Source organism: Tenacibaculum sp. TB-53 (assembly GCF_059716285.2).
This window is the reverse complement of sequence record NZ_CM202790.1, coordinates 554,908-580,661: the sequence shown is the minus strand read 5'-3', so window position 1 is coordinate 580,661 and position 25,754 is coordinate 554,908. Positions and strand designations below refer to the sequence as shown.

Annotated in this window: 20 protein-coding genes; 14 read left to right on the top strand and 6 right to left on the bottom strand. The window is 31.2% G+C overall.

What is annotated here, in order from left to right; genetic code table 11:
• Nucleotides 1–94 precede the first annotated feature (94 nt).
• The gene (locus AC3VJB_RS02715) at nt 95–2,542 is read left to right on the top strand and encodes a TonB-dependent receptor domain-containing protein (RefSeq protein WP_159490776.1); all 2,448 of its coding nucleotides are present in this window, start codon (nt 95–97) and stop codon (nt 2,540–2,542) included.
• 86 nt (nt 2,543–2,628) lie between these two features.
• A complete protein-coding gene (locus AC3VJB_RS02710; RefSeq protein WP_497666719.1) occupies nt 2,629–4,998 on the top strand; it encodes a TonB-dependent receptor in 2,370 nt (789 codons plus the stop codon).
• Between the two features lie 58 nt (nt 4,999–5,056).
• Here the strand turns inward: AC3VJB_RS02710 and AC3VJB_RS02705 are convergent, their stop codons facing one another.
• Nucleotides 5,057–6,067, bottom strand: a complete 1,011-nt coding sequence (locus AC3VJB_RS02705; RefSeq protein ID WP_047789709.1) for a 3-oxoacyl-ACP synthase III family protein — start codon at nt 6,065–6,067, stop codon at nt 5,057–5,059.
• Between the two features lie 162 nt (nt 6,068–6,229).
• Between AC3VJB_RS02705 and htpG the strand changes: the two genes are divergently transcribed.
• From htpG to AC3VJB_RS02655, 10 genes are all read left to right on the top strand, one after another.
• The gene (htpG, locus tag AC3VJB_RS02700; protein ID WP_497666718.1) at nt 6,230–8,140 is read left to right on the top strand and encodes a molecular chaperone HtpG; all 1,911 of its coding nucleotides are present in this window, start codon (nt 6,230–6,232) and stop codon (nt 8,138–8,140) included.
• Between the two features lie 331 nt (nt 8,141–8,471).
• Nucleotides 8,472–9,329, top strand: coding sequence for an RluA family pseudouridine synthase (locus AC3VJB_RS02695; RefSeq protein WP_437824352.1), 858 nt, complete (start codon nt 8,472–8,474; stop codon nt 9,327–9,329).
• Nucleotides 9,330–9,361: 32 nt separating this feature from the next.
• Complete coding sequence (gene trmD / locus AC3VJB_RS02690; RefSeq protein ID WP_073183128.1) at nt 9,362–10,036, top strand: tRNA (guanosine(37)-N1)-methyltransferase TrmD; 675 nt, start codon at nt 9,362–9,364, stop codon at nt 10,034–10,036.
• 122 nt (nt 10,037–10,158) lie between these two features.
• The gene (gene rplS, locus AC3VJB_RS02685; protein WP_047789705.1) at nt 10,159–10,506 is read left to right on the top strand and encodes a 50S ribosomal protein L19; all 348 of its coding nucleotides are present in this window, start codon (nt 10,159–10,161) and stop codon (nt 10,504–10,506) included.
• A 292-nt stretch (nt 10,507–10,798) separates the two neighbouring features.
• On the top strand, nt 10,799–12,613 hold the full coding sequence (locus tag AC3VJB_RS02680; protein WP_497666717.1) for a DUF885 domain-containing protein: 1,815 nt from the start codon (nt 10,799–10,801) through the stop codon (nt 12,611–12,613).
• 168 nt (nt 12,614–12,781) lie between these two features.
• Entirely contained in the window at nt 12,782–13,954 is a 1,173-nt protein-coding gene (locus AC3VJB_RS02675) for a nuclear transport factor 2 family protein (protein WP_281980239.1), read from the top strand.
• A 112-nt stretch (nt 13,955–14,066) separates the two neighbouring features.
• Complete coding sequence (locus AC3VJB_RS02670; RefSeq protein WP_497666716.1) at nt 14,067–15,395, top strand: M28 family peptidase; 1,329 nt, start codon at nt 14,067–14,069, stop codon at nt 15,393–15,395.
• 3 nt (nt 15,396–15,398) lie between these two features.
• Nucleotides 15,399–15,965, top strand: a complete 567-nt coding sequence (locus AC3VJB_RS02665) for a YdeI/OmpD-associated family protein (protein ID WP_497666715.1) — start codon at nt 15,399–15,401, stop codon at nt 15,963–15,965.
• Nucleotides 15,966–15,999: 34 nt separating this feature from the next.
• A complete protein-coding gene (locus AC3VJB_RS02660; RefSeq protein ID WP_497666714.1) occupies nt 16,000–16,527 on the top strand; it encodes an RNA polymerase sigma factor in 528 nt (175 codons plus the stop codon).
• The gene (locus tag AC3VJB_RS02655) at nt 16,527–17,324 is read left to right on the top strand and encodes an anti-sigma factor (RefSeq protein WP_047789700.1); all 798 of its coding nucleotides are present in this window, start codon (nt 16,527–16,529) and stop codon (nt 17,322–17,324) included. Before AC3VJB_RS02660 ends, AC3VJB_RS02655 begins: the two co-directional genes overlap by 1 nt.
• A gap of 109 nt (nt 17,325–17,433) precedes the next feature.
• Here the strand turns inward: AC3VJB_RS02655 and AC3VJB_RS02650 are convergent, their stop codons facing one another.
• The 4 genes from AC3VJB_RS02650 to AC3VJB_RS02635 form a co-directional block, all read right to left on the bottom strand.
• Nucleotides 17,434–19,662 (bottom strand): TonB-dependent receptor, encoded by a 2,229-nt coding sequence (locus tag AC3VJB_RS02650; protein ID WP_497666713.1) that lies wholly within the window; start codon nt 19,660–19,662, stop codon nt 17,434–17,436.
• Nucleotides 19,663–19,677: 15 nt separating this feature from the next.
• The gene (locus AC3VJB_RS02645) at nt 19,678–20,973 is read right to left on the bottom strand and encodes a tetratricopeptide repeat protein (protein WP_437824342.1); all 1,296 of its coding nucleotides are present in this window, start codon (nt 20,971–20,973) and stop codon (nt 19,678–19,680) included.
• 89 nt (nt 20,974–21,062) lie between these two features.
• A complete protein-coding gene (locus AC3VJB_RS02640) occupies nt 21,063–21,623 on the bottom strand; it encodes a DUF4331 family protein (RefSeq protein ID WP_281980233.1) in 561 nt (186 codons plus the stop codon).
• Between the two features lie 28 nt (nt 21,624–21,651).
• Nucleotides 21,652–22,302, bottom strand: coding sequence for a DUF4331 family protein (locus tag AC3VJB_RS02635; protein WP_253680459.1), 651 nt, complete (start codon nt 22,300–22,302; stop codon nt 21,652–21,654).
• A gap of 195 nt (nt 22,303–22,497) precedes the next feature.
• Here AC3VJB_RS02635 and AC3VJB_RS02630 point away from each other — a divergent pair, with 195 nt between their 5' ends.
• The gene (locus AC3VJB_RS02630; RefSeq protein ID WP_167714010.1) at nt 22,498–23,385 is read left to right on the top strand and encodes a TIGR01777 family oxidoreductase; all 888 of its coding nucleotides are present in this window, start codon (nt 22,498–22,500) and stop codon (nt 23,383–23,385) included.
• Nucleotides 23,378–24,055 (top strand): GNAT family N-acetyltransferase, encoded by a 678-nt coding sequence (locus tag AC3VJB_RS02625; RefSeq protein WP_073183151.1) that lies wholly within the window; start codon nt 23,378–23,380, stop codon nt 24,053–24,055. The genes AC3VJB_RS02630 and AC3VJB_RS02625 overlap by 8 nt, the downstream gene beginning before the upstream one ends.
• Nucleotides 24,056–24,219: 164 nt before the next feature.
• Here AC3VJB_RS02625 and AC3VJB_RS02620 read toward each other — a convergent pair whose 3' ends face one another.
• Complete coding sequence (locus AC3VJB_RS02620) at nt 24,220–25,527, bottom strand: dihydrolipoamide acetyltransferase family protein (protein ID WP_253680463.1); 1,308 nt, start codon at nt 25,525–25,527, stop codon at nt 24,220–24,222.
• Between the last annotated feature and the right edge of the window lie 227 nt (nt 25,528–25,754).

Here is a 25,754-nt window from a genome sequence, read left to right as displayed (position 1 = left end):
TTCTGTTAATAATACGTTAAACTCTCTTAAGTTAAGTAACAAAGTTAGGTAATAAAGAGTCTATTAAGCATCAAAACAATTCAAAACAACAAAAATGAAAAACATATTACTAATACTTTTAGCTGTATTTACTACAAGTATTTATGCACAAATGCCTAAAAGTAGCCTACCCAAACCAGGAGTAATTTCTGGTAAAGTAGTCGATCAAGCAACCAAGCAACCTCTTCCCTATGTAAATATTATAATCAAAGATATTGCCAAAAAAATTATTACTGGTGGAATTACTGATGACAATGGCTTATTCTCTATAAAAAATATACCTGAAGGAAATAGTATTGTTGAAGTTCAGTTTATAGGGTATAGAACATTCTCTAAACCTATTTCTGTAAGTCGTAAATCAAGCAATGTTAATTTGGGCACTATTCCTCTAGAGGAAGATAGCACTACTTTAGATGAAGTAGAAATTAGAGCAGAAACTTCTTCAGTAACTCAAAAAGTAGACAGAAAAGTTATTAACGTTGGTAAAGATTTGACCTCAGCAGGAGCTACTGCTTCTGATTTATTAAATAACGTACAATCTGTAAGTGTTGATAGCCAATCAGGTAACATTAGTTTGCGTGGTAACGAAAATGTACGTGTATTAGTTGATGGTAAACCTACCAACATTCCTGCTTCTGAGTTATTAAAACAAATACCTTCATCATCTATTAAAAGTGTTGAGTTAATTACCAATCCTTCTGCTAAATACAACCCTGAAGGAATGAGTGGTATTATTAATATAATTCTTAATAAAAATGCCAATATGGGCTTTAATGGTTCTATAAATACTGGAGTTGAAGCTGGTCATTATGTTCGTTACAATGCTTCTACAAACATGAATTACAAAACAGGAAAAGTGAACTTTTTTGGTAACTATGGCTTTAGAGGTGGTGATAATTACAATTTTGGATACATTAGTAGACCTGGAGAAAATTATCAAGACTTTATTTTTCAGAATGATGATGAATCACATTTATTTAAAATTGGAGCAGACATTTATTTAGATGATAAAAACACTCTTTCGCTTTACACAACTCAAAACTGGTTTAATGTTTTTGCTAAAGGACGTGCTATAATTACAGATAATAATGGTAATTTAATTGAACATTCACCTAATACTCAAAACAATGAAAGTCATAATCAAACCTATAATGTAAATTATAAACATGATTTTGAAAAAGAAGGACATAACATAGAGTTTGAAGCTAACTATTCTAAAAACAATGCTCCAAACTACTTAAATAATTACTTCTTAGAAGGTACTCAACCTGATTATTTCAATGATATTAATAATGATAGAAAAAGTACATTATTAAATTTAGATTATACAAACCCTATCTCTAAAAATGGTAAACTTGAGTTAGGTTTAGAGTATCGAGTAAATAATACCGACAATGTAAACCTAACAAACCAACAAATTGTATTAGAAGATATTAATGGAAATAAAACATATAGAGATGTAGGAGATTCTTATTTTACTTATGACAGAGATATTTATTCTGCTTATATAAACTATGGTCATCAGTTTGGAAAATTATCTATGCAATTAGGTGCCCGTTTTGAGCAATATAAAATTGAAGGAAACTTTACAGGACTAGATGAGAATGGTGATGTAAAGAAAGATAAAGTTACTGATGATATTTTCAGCGTATACCCTTCTGCTTTTTTTACTTACAATCCTAATGATGCAGATCAATTTCAGTTAAGCTATAGTAAAAGAGTTGATAGACCAGGAATACAGCAAGTAAACCCTATTAGAGAATGGAGTACTCCTTTAATTACTTCTGTAGGTAATCCTGATCTTGTTCCTCAATTTACAAACTCAGTTGAATTTAATTATACAAGAAAAATAAAAGGTGGTTCAATAACATTAGGAAGTTTTTATAGAAACATCACTGATGTAATTAATAGAGCTACTTACATGGATCCTTTAGATGAAACAAACACTAGGCAAATATTAACTTTTGCTAATTTTGATGACACAGACGCTTACGGTTTAGAATTTTCTGCTAGTTATAAGATAGCAAAATGGTGGAGAGCAAATGCTAGTATGGATTATTATTCTCAAAAGCAATTTGGAACTACTGATTTAAGCGACCCGAACTCACCAACTATTGAAGTCAAAACAGATATTTTTAATGCTCGTATAAGTAATAGTTTTACAGTATCTAAAAAATTACGTTTACAATTGTTTGCAATGTATAGAGGTCCAAGAGAAGACATTCAATGGAATGTTGACCCTATGAAAATGGTAAATATTGGTGCTAATTATAGTATTCTTAAAGGAAAAGGAAATATTAACCTTAGAGTAAATGATATCTTTAACGATATGAGATTTAAGTTTAATTCTGAAAGGCCTTTTGTTCAAAATGGACGTTTTAAATGGGAAAGTAGAACTGCTTATATTGGATTTAACTATAGATTTGGTGGAGGAAAAAACAAAGCTCGTGCCAGAAAACAACGTGATAATAATGAAAAGCAAGGAGGCGGAGGCTTCATGTAGCATTACATTTCTTTAATTATTTAAAAAAAACGAAGTTAAATACTTCGTTTTTTTTATTTTTAGCAGAATTTCATTCCCTTCAATATATGAAAAGATTGCTAATATTAATTTTATTCCTAAGTACTTATTTGAGCCTAGCTCAAAACCTACAGGTTACAGGAACTATTTTAGATAAAAAAAATAACCAACCAATACCCTTCGTTACTATTTCTTGTAAAAATACTTCTAACAAAATACTTACTGGTAGTATCTCTGATGAAAAAGGGAATTTTAAAATTGAAAAACTTCCAAAGGAAAATTTACTTTTAACTTTTCAATTTATTGGTTACAGAGCTTTTGAAAAGAAAATTGACTTAAAAAAGAATAGTAAAATAGGAACAATTTTTCTTGAAGAAAATACTACTCAATTAGATGAGGTTAAAATACAAGGAGAAACTTCAACTATTATTCAAAAAATTGACAGAAAAGTCATTAATGTAGGTAATGACTTAACAGCTGCTGGAACTACCTCTTTAGAAATGCTTGAAAACATTCCTTCTGTAGATATTAATCAACTTTCTGGAACTATAAGTTTACGAGGTAATGAAAATGTTAGAGTTTTAGTGAATGGAAAACCTTCCAACGTAAATACAGCTCAATTATTAAAACAAATACCTTCCAACTCAGTAAAAAGTGTTGAAATAATTACAAATCCTTCAGCAAAATACACTCCTGAAGGTATGAGTGGTATTATCAACTTAATCCTAAAAAAGAACACCAAAATTGGTTTTAATGGTAGTATTATTGCAGGTATTAAGCACAGTAGAAACACCAAACCCGACATAATCTTAAACACCAATTACAAGGCAGGAGTTACTAATTTTTATCTAAACTATAATACTAGTTGGGGCGATTATGAAACTTTTAATAACTTAACAAGAGTAGACAGTAATCTGTCTCAAAACCTTTACTTTTTAAATAATTCTGAAAATCATAACATCAAATTTGGAATAGATATAGATCTTACAGCTAAAAGTATTTTATCTATATACACTTATCAAAATTTCGATAACAATAGTTTAATAACGAATGCACTAGTAACCGAAAACAATTCTTTGACTTTTGACAATAGAAGTTTTTCTAATTACAATCAAAAAAATGAAACCTATAATGCTGATTATGTTTACAATTTTGATGATAAAGGACAGAATTTAGAGATTGAACTTAATCACTCTCTAACCAAAAATCCTGAAAAAACAACTAACGAAGAGTTTATAAATCCCAGTTCAAAAGAATATAATTATACAAATGACATTAAAGACACTCGTAAACTTTGGTTGTTGAACATTGATTATATAAAACCTATAAAGTCAGGAAAACTAGAATTAGGATTTGAATTTAGAAAGCAAGATTTTTACAATCTAATACTTACCGATAGAGAAAACATAAATGATTCTACTTCTCTTGAACCTATAGGAAATACAACGTTAAATTATGATAGAGATATTTATTCAGGATATATAAATTTCAACAAGGAGTTCAAAAAAATTTCAATTCAGACAGGTTTAAGATTAGAACAATTTTACCTAGATGCTCTTTTTTCGAATACAGAACAAGGAAACACCACTTTAAAAAATAATATTTTTAGTTGGTATCCTTCATTATCAATTCTATACAGCTTTACTGAAAAAGATAAGTTACAACTTGCCTATAGTAGGAGAATTGACAGACCTTCTGCATATCAGATAACACCAATTCAAGAGTGGTTTTCTCCTCTAACTATATCAAGAGGAAACCTTAATTTACAGCCGCAATTTACAAACTCTCTAGAGCTTAATTATACTAAAACAGTCACTAAAGGTTATATATCATTCGGAACATTTTATCGAAGAACAAATGAAAAAATTGGTCGACTATTGCAGCAAGATGAACAAAATTCAGACAAAGTCATTACTTCGTTTACCAATTACGATTATGCAGATAGTTATGGTATTGAACTTTCTTCTAGTTTTAAGCCAAAAAAATGGTGGACACTCAATTCTTCTTTTGAAACGTACATTCAAGACTCTCAAGGTGTTTTAAATGGTAACTTTGAAACGGTAAAAAACACCTTAGTAAAAGGACGTATAAGCAACTCTTTTAAAGCTTCAAAAAAACTGAGCTTCCAGCTATCAGGTATTTTTAGAGGTAAAAGTAAAAACATTCAGTATTCTATAGAACCATATACTATGATTAATGCCGGAGCTAGGTTAAAGCTATTTGACGGTAAAGGAAGTATTACCTTAAGAAGTACTGACATTTTTAATAATGTAAATTTTGATTATACATCTAACACCCCTTTTATGCAAAAAGGAAAGTATACACTAGAGTACAACTCTGTCTACCTAGGATTTTCCTATAATTTTGGAAGTGGAAAAAACAAAAGTAAAGGCAGAAAATACAGAGATAATAATGAAGCACAAGGAGGTATGTTTTAATAAAAAATCCGAAGTTAATACTTCGGATTTATTTATTTTATAAGTAGGTAGTCTAACATTACCAACGAATCACTACCGATCCCCAAGTAAATCCACTACCAAAGGCAGCTAACACTACCAAATCACCATCATTTATTTTTCCTTTTTCCCAAGCTTCTGTCAATGCTATAATAACCGAAGCAGCAGTAGTATTACCATACTTCATAATATTATTATACACCTTGTCATCAGATAACTGGAACTTCTTTTGAATAAATTGTGCAATACGTAAATTCGCTTGATGAGGAATTAACATATCAATATCTTCCTTTTGCAGTCCGTTTGCTTGTAATCCTTCCATAATAGCTTCTGAAAAACGAACGACTGCATGCTTAAATACAAACTGACCGTTCATATATGGATAATACGAAGTATCATCTGGGTCATTGGCCTCTATGATTTCAGGAACCCAACGTCCTGTTGAAGGTCCTTCTAGCATTAATTCTTTCGCAAACTTTCCTTCAGAATGTAAGTGAGAAGATAAAATCCCTTTTCCTTCCTCTTCCGAACGTGATAAAACAGCTGCTCCTGCTCCATCTCCAAAAATTACAGTAACTCCACGACCACGTGTAGAACGTTCTAAACCACCTGAATGATTTTCAGAACCAATTACTAAAACATTTTTATACATTCCTGTTTTGATAAATTGATCAGCAACAGAAAGTGAATAAATAAAACCAGAACATTGGTTACGTACATCTAACGCACCAATTGTAGGCATATCTAATAAATCTTGAATTTGTACTCCACCTCCTGGAAAATATAATTCAGGACTCAACGTAGCAAAAATGATAAAATCAATATCATCTTTAGTCAATCCCGCACGCTCAATAGCTATTTTAGCGGCTTTTGCTCCCATTACTGATGTAGAATCATCAGAAGTTTTTGGGTCTATCCAACGACGCTCTTTTATACCAGTTCTCTCCTGAATCCATTCATCACTCGTCTCCATAAACTGAGTCAAGTCATCGTTAGTCACTACGTTCTCAGGAACATAATAACCTAATCCTGTAATTTTTGAGTTATACATATTTTTTATGTTGATTATTCTGTAGTTAACAAATTAAAAGCCTGTAAAAGTATGAATTTTATATAATTCGTACAAAAAGTGCCATCTTGTCACTAATTCTTATTTGGTATTTTTTTTGACTATTGATTCTGCAGAAAATAATATCAATTAAAATATATACTTATGAGTAAAGGAAACATTAATGTATCGGTTGAAAATATATTTCCACTGATTAAAAAATTCTTGTATTCTGACCACGAAATCTTTTTACGTGAATTAATTTCTAACGGAACTGATGCTACAACTAAATTAAAACATCTTATTTCAATTGGTGAAGCTAAGACAGAATTAGGCGATGCTAAAATTGAAATAAGTATCGATAAAGATGCGAAAACCCTAACCATTAAAGACCAAGGAATTGGTATGACAATGGATGAGGTTGAAAAATACATCAACCAAATCGCTTTTTCTGGTGCAGAAGAGTTCTTAGAAAAATACAAAGACGATAAAAACGAAACAGGTGTTATTGGTCACTTCGGATTAGGTTTCTATTCTGCTTTTATGGTAGCTGATAAAGTAGAAATTTTCACAAAATCATTCAAAGACGAGCCAGCTGCTCACTGGACATGTGATGGTTCACCTGAATATACTTTAGTGGAACACGATAAGTCTGACAGAGGTACAGAAATCGTATTACATATTGCTGAGGATTCTACAGAGTTTTTAGAAGAAGGTAAAATTCGTGGGTTATTAACTAAATACAACCGCTTTAACCAAGTGCCAATTAAATTTGGAACTAAGAAAATAAATGATCCAGATTTTACTCCAAAAACCACTAAAGACAAAGACGGTAAAGAAGTAACTGAGCCTCACAAACAAATTGAAGTTGATGATATCATCAATAATACTGAACCTGCATGGACTAAAAAACCAGCAGATTTAGAAGATGAAGATTATAAAAACTTCTACCGTGAGTTGTATCCAATGCAATTTGAGGAGTCTTTATTCCATATTCACTTAAATGTAGATTATCCATTTAACTTAACAGGAATCTTATATTTCCCTAAGTTAACGCAGAACTTGGATATGCAAAAGGATAAAATTCAATTATACCAAAACCAAGTTTTTGTAACAGATAACGTAGAAGGAATCGTTCCTGATTTCTTACAAATGTTAAAAGGAGTAATTGATTCTCCAGACATCCCATTAAACGTTTCTCGTTCATACTTACAAGCAGACGGAGCTGTTAAAAAGATTTCTGGATACATCACTAAAAAAGTAGCAGATAAACTTTCTTCTTTATTCAAAAATAACCGTGAAGATTTTGAACAAAAATGGAACGACATCAAGGTTATTATTGAGTACGGAATGTTATCGGAAGAGAAATTCTTTAGCAAAGCAAAGAAGTTTGCCTTATACCCTACTGTTGATGATAAATTCTTTACGTTTGATGAGTTAGTTGAAAAAACTAAAGATGCTCAAACTGACAAAGATGGAAATCACATCGTTTTATATGCCGCCAATAAAGATGCGCAACACAGTTATATTGAAGATGCAAAAGCCAAAGGCTATGAAGTATTGTTGTTAGACTCTCCTATCGTTTCGCATTTAATGCAAAAATTAGAAATGGAGTCTGGCGATGCTAAAGTACAATTCAAACGTGTAGATGCTGACCATATTGACAACTTAATTAAAAAAGATGACACTGTAATTTCTAAACTTTCTGACGAAGAAAAAGAGCAATTAAAGCCTGTTATTGAAGGAGCTGTAAATAATACAAGTTACACAATACAATTAGAAGCTATGGATTCTAGTGCTTCTCCTTTTATAATTACCGTACCTGAATTCATGCGTCGTATGAAAGAAATGAGTGCTACTGGTGGTGGAATGATGGGAATGGGTAACATGCCAGAAATGTACAATTTAGTGGTAAATACGAATCACGAGTTAGTATCAGAAATATTAAATGCTGATGAAGACAAGCAAAAACAATTAGTTACACAAGCATTTGATTTAGCTAAATTATCTCAAAACCTATTACATGGTGAAGAGTTAACAAATTTTATCAAACGTTCATACGAACTAATTAAATAGTCGTTAAGAGCTATATAATTAGTCTTAAACAACGCTAAACTTCATTACAAACTCATGGTTTGTAATGAAGTTTTCTTTTTGTGTTATTGTATTTTAATAGTTTCTTATAATTTTACTGTAACATTACACCTATCTGAATATTATATTAATTGATTAGTTAAGGTAACTTCTACTATTAGTAATAATATTTTCAAAGCCTGATGAAAAACTTTAATTATACTTTATTTTAAATGTATAACTATTTTTTTCAAGACGATATATGTTAAATTGTTTGAGTACTTAAATAAAAACTTTTACTTTATATAATGGCATACAAAATAAGTATTAACTCTTGAATGTTTCTGAAAATCATAACGTAAAAAAAATAATAACTCCTACTCGATTACAAGAATACGCTGTTGGAGTTTTTAAAACGATTCCTACAAAATCTGGTATAAAAAAAGCTATTAAAAAAGGATTAGTAAAAGTTAACGGTAAAACTGCCTCAACAGCCTTATATATTAAAGGAGGAGAAACTATTGAATTACTTCTTCCTAAAGAAAACTTACAAAAAAAACATTTTAATTTTCCCTTAGAAGTCCTCTTTGAAGATAATTATTTAGCTATTGTTTATAAACCCTCAGGAGTTTTAGTTAGTGGAAATTCTTTTGCCACAATTGATAACGCTCTTACACAAAACTTACAAAAAAGTACTCTCTTTGATACTACTCGCCCTCGACCTGTTCACCGATTAGATTATCCTACAAGTGGATTGTTACTCATTGGAAAAACAACTGAAAGTATTATTGTTTTGAACCAACTATTCGAAAAAAAGGAGATTCAGAAAACATATCACGCAATCTGCATTGGTAAAATAGAGAGGAAAGGTGAAATTAACTTTCCTATTGATGATAAAAAAGCTTCTACTTCGTTTGAAGTTATTGAAACTGCTGAGTCACCTAGATTTGATTTCTTGAACTTGGTTAAATTACACCCTAAAACAGGAAGAAAGCATCAACTACGCAAGCATCTTTTCGCTATTGGCAATCCGATTTTAGGTGATAAAGAATACTTTATAGAAAATAAAATATTAAAAGGAAAGGGGCTTTTTCTTCATGCTTCAACACTCGAATTCACACACCCTTTTACTAAAGAAACAATCAACATTACAAAAGAGCTTCCAAAGAAATTCAAAAAAATATTCCCATAAAAAATCTCCTTTAAAACATATATCTTTGCTACATGCGAATAGACATTATTACGGTAGAACCCGACTTAATAAAAAGCCCGTTTGAAAACTCAATGATGAAAAGGGCTATTGATAAAGGACTCGCTGAAGTCCATTTTCATAATTTACGAGAATATGGTTTTGGTAACTATCGTCAGATAGATGACTATCAATTTGGCGGGGGTGCTGGAATGGTTTTAATGATTGAACCCATAGCTAAATGTATTGAAAAGCTACAATCTGAAAGAACGTACGATGAAATCATATATATGACTCCAGACGCTAAAACTCTAAATCAAGCTACAGCAAATACCCTTTCTTTAAAAGAAAATATAATTATTTTAACGGGACATTACAAGGGCGTAGATCAACGTGTACGTGATAAATATGTAACCAAAGAAATTTCTATTGGTGACTATGTGTTAACTGGAGGAGAATTGGCTGCAGCTGTTTTATGCGATGCTGTCATTCGTTTAATTCCTGGGGTTTTGGGTGATGAAACTTCTGCTTTAACCGATAGTTTTCAAGATAACTTACTATCACCTCCTGTATATACAAGACCTTCAGAATATGAAGGAATGAAAGTTCCTGAGGTGTTACTATCAGGTAATTTTCCTAAAATTGAAGAGTGGCGCTCAGAACAAGCTTATAAAAGAACAAAAGAAATACGTCCAGATTTATTAGATTAACTAATAATCAATGATTTATTTATTTTTTTTATCAAAAGAAAAATTCTAAATTTGCAGCCACAAAATCAACCTCTGACGAAAATCGTGAATGTTGCTTTTATACAACCATAAATAACAAGAAAATGGATTTAGTAAAATTTGTTCAAGACGAATTTGTAACAAAAAACGAATTACCAGAATTCGCAGCTGGAGATACTATTACAGTATACTACGAAATTAAAGAAGGAAACAAAACTCGTACTCAGTTTTTTAGAGGAGTTGTTATCCAAAAAAGAGGAAGTGGAGCTTCTGAAACATTTACTATTAGAAAAATGTCTGGTACTGTAGGTGTTGAGCGTATCTTCCCTATTAACTTACCATCAATCCAAAAGATTGAAGTAAACAAAAGAGGTAAAGTACGTAGAGCTCGTATTTACTACTTTAGAGGTCTTACTGGTAAGAAAGCAAGAATTAAAGAAAGAAGACACTAGAAACTCTTTTGTCATTACCAATCCTAAATGTATTTACTTAGGATTAAAAAACACTAAACCTTATTACAAATTATGTAATAAGGTTTTCTTTTTCTATCATATTTACTAGAAAAATACTGTAAACAACTATGTTTTATAAGCTTATAGTCTACTATTAAAATACCATCTATTTAAAATAAATACTCCATTTTTTCGTATTTAACTTAACATTCTAAAACTTAACCTCCTTTCTCTTTTTTTACATCTTTAAACCTCCTTTTTGATATATTTGTTCATAATCAAAAACATAACCATGAAGAAAATCCTCTTAACCATTGTAGCTGCCACCACACTTTTTGCTTCTTGTAAACAAGAAAAAAAAGAAGCGGTTAACACTCCTACTCCAGAAAACATGGAGTTTGATCAGTTACTAAAAGACTATAACGAAGGGAAACTACAATTAAACCCTGTAAATGCAACTTTTGCGGGTGATAATCGTTTTAACGATCTATTTCCGAACACATTGTCAGACGAATATCAAACAAAAAGCAAGGAGTTTTACAAAAATTACAAAACAAAACTCAACAATTTTAAAGATACCGACTTAACCGATAGTCAACAAATGAGTAAAGCTGTATTGGATTGGGATTGTGATATGGCATTGGCACAAGCTAGCTATAAAAACGACTTATTAATGCCTATTAACCAAATGTGGACAATTAACCTTACCATGGGGCAATTGGCAAGTGGTAGTAGCGCACAACCTTTTAAAAAAGTTGAAGATTACGACAATTGGTTAAGCAGATTAGACAAATACAACACGTGGTTACAATCGGCTAAAGAACGTATGCAACAAGGTATCAAAGAAGGATATGTTTTACCTAAATCATTAATCAAAAAAGTAATTCCTCAATTCGAAAGCTTAACTGTTGTAAAGAAGTCTTCTGAAGGAATTATCGATTTTTCCGAGCATTTATTCTATTCTCCAATAAACACTTTACCTGCAGATTTTTCTGAGGGTGATAAAACTAGATTAACAGAAGCGTATACCAATATATTGAATGATAAATTAATTCCGTCATTCAAAGCTATGTATGAGTTTTTAAAGACTGACTATTTAGCGGCTGGTAGAGAAAGTAGCGGTATTTCTGATATTCCTAACGGAACAGCATACTACCAACATGCTATCAAAAATTATACGACTACCAACATGACTGCTGATGAAATTCATGAATTAGGGCTAAAAGAAGTTGCTCGAATTTTATCAGAAATGGAGAAAGTAAAAGAGCAAGTTGGATTTGAAGGAAACTTAAAAGAATTCTTTGATTTTGTTCGTAACAACAAAGAGTTAATGCCATATACTGAACCGCAACAAATTATTGATAACTTTAATGCGATTCACGAAAAAATGAAGCCACAATTAGAAAAATTATTTGGTAATAAGCCAAAAACTCCATTTGTGGTAAAGCAAACTGAAAAATTCAGAGAAGCTTCTGCTAGTGCTGAATACAACCCTGGTTCGTTAGACGGAACTCGTCCTGGAGTTTTCTATACACCAATTCCTAATGCTACTAAATACAATGTATTTTCTGATGAAGCTTTATTTTTACACGAGGCTATTCCGGGTCACCATTATCAAATTTCATTAACGCAAGAAAATGAAGACTTACCAGATTTTAGAAAAACGTTATGGTACAGCGCTTATGGTGAAGGTTGGGCTTTATATACTGAAAACTTAGGAAAAGAATTAGGTTTATATACAGATCCTTATCAATACTTTGGAATGTTAGGTATGGAAATGCATCGAGCGATTCGCTTAGTAGTAGATACAGGAATACATGCTAAAGGTTGGAGTCGTGAAAAAGCAATTCAATATTCATTAGATAACGAAGCGGAAGGAGAAGCTAGTATCATTTCTGAAATTGAGCGTTATATGGCGAATCCTGGACAAGCATTGTCATATAAGATCGGACAATTAAAAATCCGTGAATTACGCGCTAAGGCTAAAAAAGAATTGGGGGACAAATTCGATATTAAAGAATTCCACAATCAAGTTTTAGAAACTGGATGTATTCCGTTAGCACTTTTAGAAAACAAAATTGACAAGTGGATAGCTTCTCTAAAATAACTTTCTAAATCTTCATAAAAAGTCCGTTCTTATTATTTAGAGCGGACTTTTTTAGTATTTTAGACCTCAATTTATTTATTATGAAATGAGCCATAAAGAATATGAAATCTATCAAAATCTCTGTTAGCGAATTACATCTGACCAATAAAAAACAATAAAAACAAACAGATGAAAAAGCTATTATACTCCCTATTTGTTACCTCATTTACTTTCGCTCAAACAAATACCGAAATTCATTTATTTGACATCAATTCTGAAGATGGACAATGGAAGGTGACCAATGGAAAAAATATTTCTAACAATGATGGATATGATAGTCAACCTTATTTTTATGATGAAAACACGATCCTATTTGCTTCCAATAGAAATGGACAAACCGATATTGTAAAATATTCTATAGATAGTGAAACTAAGAGGTTTATTAATAACACACCAAATGGAGGTGAATATTCACCTCAACGAATTCCCAAGTCAAAAGATGTATCGGCAGTACGTTTAGATAATAATGGTTTACAACGTTTTTATCAGTATAGCTTTAAAACGGGCAAAAGTAAAGAAGTAATTAAAGACTTAGTAGTAGCATACCCTATGTGGTATACTAAAAACCTTGTAATTTCTTCCGTAATTGTAAATGATACTCTTCAACTTTATATGAGTGACTTAAAAAAGAACACTAACATTTCAATAGCTAAACAAACAGGACGTTCATTTCATAAAATTCCAAACTCTAACTTAGTTAGTTTTATGAAACAAAACGGTAAAAAATGGGAAGTTTGGTCATTAAACCCTTTTTCTAAAGAAACTAAAAAAATCGTTTCAACAGGTAAAAGTCAAGATGTTTGTTGGCTTCCTAATGGTACACTGTTAATTGCTTATCAGAATATGATTTTTCAATACAACCCTAAAACAGACAAAGAAATAACAGTTTTTCATCAGTTTGAAAATGAGAACATCAATAATATTTCAAGAATTATGGCAAACCCAGAAGGAACAAAACTAGCAATCGTAGCAGAAGTATCTCCCAGAGCTTTGGCACAAGAACAATTAGAAGCTTATAATAAAAGGGATATAGATGCATTTTTAAAACCTTACGCTAAAGGTGTAAAAGTATATAGCTACCCAAATAAATTAGAATATGAAGGTATTGAAGAAATGCGCAAACGATATGCCCCTAAGTTTGAAACAACAAAAGATTTACACTGTAAAATTATTAGTAGAATAGTTAAAGGAAATGTAGTGATAGATGAGGAAGAAGTTACAGCAAACGGAGCTACCTTTCATGCTGTTGCCATCTATGAGATAGTTAATGGTAAAATTACTGTGGTTAGGTTTGTAAAATAAATTTATAAGTCTAACTTTTTCACAAAGTACACTTCCACAATAAGTAAAAAGAGAATAAATACAATTTATTCTCTTTTTTGTTTTGTAATTTAGTAAGCTAAATTCCTTAATTATGAAAAAATTCATAGTACTATTCTTACTAACTTCTACAACAATATCAGCACAAACCGATACTAAAATATACGATATTATTAATGCTATTTCAGCAGATAGAATTAAATCAGATATTACTACACTAACAAATTTCGGTACCCGTCATACATTAAGCGATACTATTTCAAATACACGTGGAATTGGTGCAGCCCGTCGATGGATTAAGTCTGAATTCGACAAAATTTCTTCTAATTGCAACAACTGTTTAAAAGTATTTTACCAAAAAGACTTTGTAAAAAAAGGAACTAATAGCAGAATCACCAAAGATGTTTGGGTTGTTAATGTAGTTGCCATTCAAAAAGGAACTAAACACCCAAATAATTATATTGTAATGAGTGGTGATATAGATTCAAGAATTTCCGATCCTAATAACTTTATTGATGATGCTCCTGGGGCTAATGACAATGCCTCTGGAATGGCAGGAACTATTGAAGCAGCACGTGTATTAAGTAACTATACATTTGAAAATAGTATTATTTATGTAGGATTGTCTGGTGAAGAACAAGGCTTATTTGGTGGAAAAGGATTGGCTGCTTATGCCAAGGAAAAAAATTGGAATATTGTGGGAGTTATGAATAATGATATGATTGGAAACATAAAAGGTGTTGATGGAATTATAGACAACCGTACATTTAGAATCTTTTCTGAACCCGTACCTCCTACCGAAACTGAACGTCAACGAAAAGCACGTCGCTTTTATGGTGGTGAAGTGGACGGAATTTCACGTCAATTAGCACGTTATATTTATACAACAACTAAAACGTATATGCCAGAAATGAATCCGAAAATGATTTATCGCTTAGATAGGTTTGGTCGTGGCGGACATCACAGACCTTTTAACGATACAGGTTTTGCTGGCATTCGAATTATGGAAGCACATGAAAACTACACGCAACAACACCAAGATATTAGAACTGAAAATGGTATTGAATATGGAGACCGCTTAGAATTTGTAAATTTTGAATATGCTAAAAAATTAACTGCTGTAAATGCTATTAATTTAGCAAACATCGCTTCTGCTCCACCTTCTCCTAAAAATGTAGGAATTGGTGGTATTGTTGAAGCGTCTGCAAAATTACAATGGGATAAAGTTGATGGTGCTAAAGGGTACAAAATTTATTGGAGAGATACTACTTCCCCAACTTGGGATAACTTCAAATATGTAGAAAAAACTACTAAGTTTACTTTAGAAGGAATTGTTCTTGACAACTACTTCTTTGGTGTAAGTGCTGTAGGAAAAAACGGACACGAAAGTATCGTTTCATTCCCTTCTAAAATTATACGTTAACAAATGGACGACAAACCTCACCTATATTTTAAAACAGACACAGAATGGCGTAAGTGGTTATTAGAAAACCATAACGAAAGTGATGGAGTTCATCTAATTTTATACAAAGTTAACGTAGACATACCTAGTATGCGTTGGGAAGAAGCTGTAAAAGTAGCTTTATGCTTTGGTTGGATAGATAGTACTGTAAAAAGTTTAGGTGATGGTAAAAGGCGACAATACTTCTGTCCTAGAAAACCTAAAAGTGTTTGGAGTGCTTTAAACAAGAAATATATTAAGGAACTAACTACTTCCAACTTAATCCACCCTGCTGGAATTGCGTCTGTTGAAATTGCTAAAAAAAATGGTTCATGGAATGCTTTAGATACTGTAGACAATTTAATAATTCCAAAAGACCTACAGATTGAATTTGAGAAAAACCCCACTGCTCTTAACAACTTTCAAAATTTTGCTCCCTCTTACCGTAAGAACTACTTGTACTGGATACATCAAGCTAAAAGAGAAGCTACTAGAGTAAAACGAATTGATGAAATTATTCGTTTGTGTGAAGCTAATATTAAATCTAAATGATTTTTAGTATTTTGTACTCCAATCAATTAACTATATGCAAGTAGAACCCCTCATTAAAAATTTTAAAAACAAAGATGTAAAAGCTTTTGAATGCCTTTACGAAATGTACAAACAAAGCGTTACTGGTGTAGTTTTTAATATTGTTAGAGATCAAGCAATAGCTGAAGAAATAACACAAGATGTTTTTATAAAAGCTTGGAATAATGCAAACTCTTATTCTGAGAAAAAAGGACGTTTTTTTACATGGATTATCAATATCGCCAGAAATGCAGCTATTGATAAAACAAGGTCTAAAAACTTTAAAAACAGCTCTAAAAACCTTGATGCCGAAATTTTCGTAGATATATTAGAGAACCACGATAGCTTGGACTCTAAAACTGATGCAATTGGTATAAAAAACTTTGTAAACAAGTTAAAAGACACTTGTATCAAAGTTATAGAGCTTCTTTATTTTAAAGGCTTTACACAAAAGGAAGTTTCTGAAAGTTTAAAAATACCTCTTGGTACTGTAAAAACTAGAAGCCGAAATTGTATTAACGAATTAAGACTTATGCTTAAATAATGGCTACAAACAAACACATAGAATCTGGAATATTAGAACTATATATAGCTGGTGCTCTTTCTGATAAAGAAAATGAGCAAGTATATAGTTTGATGATGGAACATCCTGAGATTTTAGAAGAAGTAAAAGAAATTGAAAAATCAATTTCTATTCTTACTTCTCATGTTGCTCCTAAAGATGCTAAAAATTCTTTTAAAGACGTTTTAATAAAAATGTTACAAGAAAAAGAAGATTCAGCTAAAACAATTCCTTTACGAACATCAAAAAATAATTGGGTAACTTATACAGGGTGGGCTGCTGCTTTAGTAGTTGGTAGTACTTTAATTTTATCGTTAAATAAGAGTGCTAATTTACAAGGGCAAATAGACACTATTAATGAAGCTAAAGAACAATATGAAATTCAGTTAGATGAAACTAATGCTAATTTAGCTGAAAACAAAAAACTTTTAGCAGTAATAAGAAGTAAAGATATAGTTACAGTTCCTTTACAAGGACAAAAAGTATATCCTGAAGCCTATGCAAAGGTATATTGGAATAAAAACTCTAAAAATATTTTCTTAGATGTTCAAGGTTTACCTGATCCACCAGAAGGAAAAGTATACCAAGTATGGTCTTTAAAACTTGATCCGTTATCTCCAACTAGTTTAGGTACTATAGATAACTTTACTGCTAGTGATAGTAAAATATTTACTATTAACAATCCTAATGATTCACAAGCTTTTGGTATTACTCTTGAGCCAGCAGGTGGTAGCGAAACTCCTACTTTAGAACAATTATATACTCTAGGTGCAGTATAATAATCTATTTTATAAATTAATATAGCCGCTTAAAGCGGCTATATTTTTGTTGCCATTAATCCTTCTAAAAAATGACAACTTATCAAGCCCCCCCGGACTATCATTATCTTTAAAAAGAATATCGTATGGTGGCTTTTGCAGAAAACGGAGTTCCTGGTGTAAAATGAATTTCTTCTACAGAATTTGGTTCATTTTGCAACCTTGATTCTGTAGCAAACTGTGTTTCATTCCAAGCTACATCAAAAATATTTTCTAACGCTACACCTAGTGTTATATTATTTATTTTATAGCTAATATTCGCATCGGTAACAAAATAACCTTCTGCTACTATTGAATTATCTTCATTTGCAGGTCTATCACCTATATATCTGTAATGAACTCCTCCTGAAAAGTTCTTATAATTATTTACTGATAATCCCCCTGTTACAGTCACTTTAGGAGCTAAAGGAATATTGTTTTCTCCTGACGAATCGTCAACACTTTCTGCTTTTGTAAAAGTAGCATCACTATCAAGATATAACCAATCTGTTAGCTGATATCTAAGACCTAAATCAATACCATAACGCTGTGCTTCTCCTGAAGGCTCTACAATACCAGCATCTCCAACATATACTAACTCATCTTCTGAAAGTAAGTACCATAATGCTGTATTTATAGCTATTTTTGAGGTTGGTTTCCAAACAGTTCCTAAATCAACACCATAAGCTCTAGGTAATGTTTTCCTATTAGGTTGTGTAGCTACTACTCTAGTATCGTTTGAGTGAAAGCCTATTCCTGATTTTAAAAACCATTGAATTTTTTCATTTGGAGTATAAGTAACATTTATCTTAGGATTAACTACTACTTGTGATTCAGAAAACGTTTTGTATTCATCTAGTAAATAATCATTGTAGTTAAATTTTAAATAATCTAAACGTAAAGCTGGTGCCACCATAAATTTTCCAAACTCAAACTCACTATTTACAAAAGCATAATAGTTAGTTTGATTTACCTTTCCTAATTGAATTCGATCTAAAATTTCTTTTCTTTGAAGTGTATGCGATAACTCTAAGTTATCTACAATATCAGCACGTAAACCTGTTCCAAAAGTTAACTCTACTGGTGTATTTGATATATGAGTTTTCTTTTTAAACTGTGTATTGAACCCGAAAACATCTCTGTTTTCAGTTTGCTTTATTTGATCTCCGTTCACAGGATCATCTAAAAAGAAGGTAAAGTTTGAAAATAAATTAAAATTATAATTTGAATAAAAAACATTTGAAGTTACGCTAACATCGTTCTTTAAAACTTTTGAGTGCTCTAAGTTTATGTTTGTTCTTGATGTTGTTCCTCCTTCAGTATCATCAATTGAACCATAACGAGTAATATTTCCATTATCAACTTCTCTTTGTGGTATTTGCCCAGAAGCATCCCATTTACTGGTAAAATGTGAAGCTGATAATGATAAACTACTATTATCTTTTAAAAAGGTTCTATACTTCGTGAAAATATTAATTCGACTAAAATTTTGAGGAGATTCTACAAAGCCATCTGTTTCTAAATACTCAATAGCTACATAGGCATTGTCTGTATTGTTTTTATCTAACAAATTAAACATTCCTAAAGTTCTAAAAGTATTGAACTGACCTATGCCTACTTCAACTTGACTGTTTTGTAAATATGTTTTTGTTTTAAAATCTACATATCCGGCTGTATTAAAGTCTCCCTTACTAGCGTAATAAGGTCCTTTTCCGAAATTAATTTTTTCGATGGTTTCAGGAATTATAAAGTGTAAATCACTATACCCTTGTCCGTGTGCATGAGAAACCATATTTACTGGTGTTCCGTCTACCGACAACGCTATATCTGTACCGTGATCAATATCAAAACCTCTTAAAAATATTTGTTCCGCTTTTCCTCCACCAGCATGTTGACCTATGAAAAGTCCTGGTACTCGTTGTAATATTTGTTGAGATGAACTTACTGGTTTTTTATCTAAATCAACTCTTACAATTGTTTGTAATGGATCTCTCTTGTTAGATAATACCATCTCATCTAACAAAAAACTTTTCATTTCTAAAATAATTGTTTTTGGAGAGCTTAGATCGTCACTACCTAATTCTAAGTTGATTTTTTTGTATCCTAGAATTCCAAATTCAATAATATCTCCTACTTTTGAATTATCTAAGATAAATTCTCCATTAACTTTTGTGTGTGTATGGCTGTTACTAATAGTATTATATACATATACATTCTCTAAAGGCTTTTTGTTGGTATTTAATACCTTTCCTTTAAATTGTTGTGAAAATACATAGTAACTACCTAGCAATAATGCTAAAAATAAAATCTTTGTTTTCAAAATACTGAAGTTTGGTTATATATTTAAAATTTTTTCTGTCATCAATGGACCTAATTCAAAAGAGCTATCTAATAACTCTTCTTTTAAAGCCATAGCTTTATCATTAATTCCATTTGCTTTGTAAATTTCAGCTATATGATACTGTATTTCGGGCTCGAAAGTTTTATCTACTACATATGTATTAATTACTTCTAAAGCTTTTTTAAAGTCTTTATTTTTGTAATAATACCAGGCTAGTAAATCGTAAGATTGTGGCGTAGGCCTACTCTCAATTTCTTTTTCGATGTATGATAACGCACTAGATGTGTCATTAAATTCTTCTAAATATAATTTAGCTAAATGCTGATTATACATTACACCATATGAGCTATTTTTTACAGCCGATAAATATACCTCTATATTACTTTCTTTCATTGTTAAATTATTCTTAAACTCGGCTATTTCTGCCTTTAACAAATAGTAATCTGGAGAAGAATGTTCGTTACTTATAATATCTAAAATTCGGAGTGCTTCATCTGCATTTTTATCATGAGAATATACAATCCAAGCAATACCTTTTTTTGCATACGCATTACTGTTATCTAGTTCTAATGCTTTTAAGTATAATTTATAAGAATCCTTTATTTGACCATTATGTCCATAAAAGTCAGCTAAATTAGTATAACTCCATGCTTTTAAGTCTTTATTATTAGCTTCTTCTGCTTTTTTCATGGCTTTTTCCATAAATCGGATTGCCGAAGATAAATCTCCTTTATAATCATGCCATTTAGAAACTCTTATTAGGTAATCAAAGTCAGCATAGTTTTCAATTTCAGCTAAGTATTCTGAAGCTTTATTGGGTTCACCTAACTCTAAATAAACATCAAACAACATTTTTTCAGTAGCATTTAGATTCTCTCCATTTACCTCAGCTTTTTTTAATAATTCTAACGATTCTTTAAATCGATGTTGAGAAATATAGTTTCTTGCTAATGATCGTAAATGTGAGGCTTTGTTATAATTTGTTTTTTGATTGATTTTTAACAGCTTTTCTTCAGCTTCTATCAAATAAGAAATATTTCCTTTTTCTGAGAAAAGTAATGAATTAGCCTTTGCTATTTTACTTAAATATGGATACTGCGTTGGCTGATTGTTTAGTTTTTTCTGCCAAAAATCTAGTTCTTTTTGAGCTAACGATTCTGAAGTGGTGGTTGTACTTTGTAGATATTTATTATACTCTTCTTGGTTAGCTACTTTTGTTGTTTTTGAAGTTGTACAACTTAATATTGTGCTGCTTAAAATAGCACAAATAATTATTTTTATAGTTTTCATTTTAGAAGGATTTTTAGTTAATAATTTGTTTAAAAATTGGTTGCTAAAAAGCAACCAATTTTAACCCCAGGAGGTTTAGTCTCCCCATTTTACCAAGGACTTGCTAAATATGGAAAAGAACTTAAGAAGTCTTTATCATTTCCATCTACATGATCATCTGATAATGTAGGATTTTCAGAAAAGTCCTCGCCTCCGAAAATCAATAATAATTCAACGGTAATTACATCATCTGCCAAAGCTCTACCTGTTAACACATTTGTTCCATCATAAAAAGTTGTTGTTCCATCTAATGAAACGGTTAATACATCGGTAGCTAAAACACCTGCAAAAGCTGCTGCATCTAAACCTAATGCGTTGGTATCTCCGTCATTTGCATATGCTGGGCTTAACGCTTTTAAATTTGTTTCAAACATTGCAGCAAAATTTGCTCCTTGTTCTGACGGTATTGTTACATTAAACGCATCTTTCATATCGCTATTTACAAATACTGTATTTACTGCTGGTCTACCCATTTGGTCTTTTTGCATGTAACTTCCCGAGAAGTCAATAGAAGCCATTGGTGGCATGTTATTATCATCATCACTACAACTTGCTAAGGCAAAGATTGATAGAATTGAAATTGCTAAAATTTTTATATTGTTAAGTTTCATGTCTTTGAATTTTAAAGTTGATTGATTTTTACTGCTTCGTTTTAGTTTCTACCCAAGTATTAATAGTACCTGAGCCTCCAATCATAGATTTTGGCACCTCTACTACTACTGATAATACATTTGTTCCAGCAAAAGTATCTGCTCCTGGATCGTTAAAACCACCTGCATTTCCAGCTATAATTTCACCGTATTGTGCAAAATCCATAAAGAAAGGATCGTCTCTAGGCCCTGCAAAAAATTGCATTCCTCCCTTACTACCAATAATAGCACTAGATCCATAAGGAGTTATAGAAACCCCATATTCTGATCCATCTTGTGGTAACGTACTACTTAAACCAGTAGTTGATGGATTGTATGGACCAAAAAAGTACATTTTACCATCTCTAGGAATTGCTTGAATTACCAAGTCTTCAACATTATCACCAGTATTATCAATATTAAACTCAATTAATACATTTTCATCAAAACTTGCTGCTGCCGTAGCTGAAGGACTTAGTAATCCTTGAATATTTGCTGCAAACACAAGATTGCTCGTATTTTCTCCTTGAAAAGCGTAAAAGTCTGTAATATCACTTGAGCCTCCTGTTACATCTGGAGCATCAATGTGATCGGCTGCTAATAAGACTAAACCTATTAATGCTAAAGCACCGGCTCCAATAATTAATTTCATTTTTTTCATGGTTGTAAATTTTAAAGTTAATTACTCATTCTACCTTACTTACGAGAAAATGGTGATGACGGTTTTTATTTTTTTAACTTTTTTTTATAAAAGATTCGTAAGTCTTAATTTTACTAGGTATTTGATGATTATTTTTTTTATAATCTTTCTCCTACTCTCCTCTTTTTTAAAAATGAATGTTTATTTTTGAGTACTATGGCAACTATATTAATTACAGGAGGAACTGGCTTAATCGGAAAAGAGTTAACAAAAAGGTTAACTAGTAAAGGGCATGTGGTTAACATTCTTACCAGAACTCCAAAAAAGAGTAACGAATTTCGTTGGAATGTTAAAGAAGGCTTTATTGATAAAGATGCTTTTAATAATGTAAGTTATATTATTCATTTGGCAGGAGCTGGAATTGCTGATAAACGTTGGACTAATGAAAGAAAAAAAGAATTGATTGATAGCCGTGTAAAAACAGCTTCTTTACTATTTAATAAAATACAAGAGTATCAAATATCCATCAAGAAATTTATTTCTGCTTCTGGTATTGGATATTATGGAGCAATTACTTCTAATAAAATCTATACAGAAAATGATAAACCTGAAAATGATTTTATCTCTAAAATTTGTGTAAAATGGGAGAATGCTGCTCTTCAATTCGAACAAATAGATATTCCTGTAACCATTTTACGAACTGGTGTTGTACTTTCTAAAAATGGTGGTGCATTACAAAAGATGAATACTCCTTTGTTTCTATCTGCCTTAGGAAATGGTAAACAGTATATACCTTGGATTCACATTCATGACTTATGTGAACTGTATACAAAAGCGATAGAAGACAACGGTTTTACTGGAGTTTATAATGCTGTTGCTCCCGAACATCAGACTAATGAAAGTTTTACAAAGCTACTAGGAAAGGTTATTAATAAACCTGTACTTCCCATGAATGCTCCTTCATTTATTTTGAAAATAGCTTTAGGTGAAATGGCTTATATTTTATTAAAAGGAAGTAGGATTTCCTATGAGAAAACAAGTAATGCTTATAATTTTATTTTTTCAAACTTAAATACTGCTTTAACCAATATTTATAATGAATAACAAACTTCAAAATCCTGTTTGGCATTCGTTGTGTGAAACACATGAAAAATTTGCTATTAATTATAATAGTGTAAAGTTTTATAATCCTACTATTTGTCCTTTTGGTGCTTTTACTGAGGCTTCAAAAACAACTTATGCTCTAAATGAATATGCAAAGCTTACGGATAAATTCTTTTTAGTTTCTGAAAATAAAACACCTACTTATGACAAAGACAAAATTCTTCTATACAAAAAGATTGATGGTTGCCAAATGATACTTGAAGACTTAACTGATTTTGATATTATTGAAGAAATAATTCCGTTAACTGAAGAACATGTTGATGAAATTTATAACCTTGTATGGTTAGTAATGCCTGGTTATTATAGAAAAAGAACTTTTGATATGGGAAAGTATTTTGGGATTTTTAAGGATAACAAACTTGTTGCTGTAACTGGACAACGTATGCAAACTGATAGCTTTATTGAAGTTAGTGCTGTAGTTACTCATCCTGAACATACAAGAAAAGGATTGGCTAAACAACTTTCTCAACATGTTACTAAAGAAATTTTAAAAGCTGGAAAACATCCTATTTTACATACTAATAAAGGAAATCCTGCAATTAAGCTTTATGAAAAATTAGGGTATCGACTAACACGAGATATGAATTGGTGGTATTTTCATAAAAAATAAGAGTTCTCAATAAACTCCTAGATTCTTCAAGCAAGCCTTAATATTTGGTAAACTGTACTCTCAAAATGTATCAATAAAAATATTAATAGTTAAATAATCAACATAGTTGAAACAAAAAGGCTTAGGTAAATACCTAAGCCTTTTAAAATATTATTTCTTCTTTCTTAAAAATCTTGATTTACATCCCAAGATTCTAAAATTTCTTTTAATGTTTTTATAAACATACCACCTAAAGCTCCATTTACTACTCTATGATCATAAGAATGTGATACAATCATCTTATGACGGATTCCTATAAAATCTCCTTCTGGAGTTTCAATTACTGCAGGTTTTTTAACAATAGCTCCTAAAGCTAAAATTGCTACTTGAGGTTGGTTAATTATTGGTGTACCTGTAATACTTCCAAAGCTACCAACATTCGTTACTGTATAAGTTCCTCCTTGAATCTCATCCGGTTTTAACTTATTAGCACGAGCTCTAGTAGCTAAATCATTTACTTGCTTTGTCATACCTACCAAATTTAACATATCAGCATTTTTAATTACTGGTACAATTAAATTTCCGTCAGGTAAGGCAGCTGCCATTCCTAAATTTACGTTCCCTCTTTTAATAATTTTATCTCCATCAACAGAAATGTTTATCATTGGATGCTTCTTTATTGTAGAAGCAACAGCTTGCATAAATATTGGTGTAAATGTTAACTTTTCTCCTTCTCTTTGTTGGTAGGCTTTTTTAACCTTATTTCTCCAATTAACAATATTAGTTACATCAATTTCAATAAACGATTGTACGTGTGCTGATGTTTGAATAGAGTCAACCATATGTTTAGAGATTAATTTCCCCATACGACTCATTTCTATAATTTCATCTTGACCACTTAACGAAACAGGAGTTGGTGCTGGTGCTGACTGAGGTACTGATTTCTTTTCTGTTGAAGCTGGAGCTACAACTTCTGGCTGACTTCCTCTGTTTTCTAAATATGATAAAATATCATTCTTAGTAACTCTTCCTTCTTTACCAGTTCCTTTTATAGTTTCTAGTTCTTCAACAGATATTCCTTCTGTTTGTGCAATACTCTTTACTAATGGAGAGTAAAAACGATCGCTTGATGAAGTATCAATCGTAGTAGCTACAGTTTCTTTAGCTACTTCAACAGTTTTCTCTACAGCAGCTACAGTTTCTGGTTTAACTTCTTCTTTCTTAGACGCATCAGCTGTTGCTCCTTCCTCTCCTTCTATTTCTATAATTGCAATAGTTTCACCTACTTGCACAACAGCATCTTTTTCAAATAAGATTTCAACTAAAGTTCCTTCAACTTCACTAGGTACTTCGCTATCTACTTTATCTGTAGCTACTTCAACAACGGTATCATCTATATCAATAGTTTCTCCAACTTCTTTTACCCAAGAAGTTATTGTTGCTTCTGCAACACTTTCGCCCATTTTAGGCAACTTCAATTCGTATCTAGCCATAGTGTATAATTTTAAACGCTTGCGAAGTTACTAAAAAGCAACGATTTTTTCATGGTTTTATACGTTAAATATTTTTGATTTTTTCTTTACCAATTAAATTATCCTCAATTCAACTATAAAAAACAACAAATAGATTATTGTTATCTCTATAAACAGAGAATATCATTACGAATAATCTAATATCTAATTAAACTATTGTTTCTTTACTCAAAATTCTATTTTTGAAC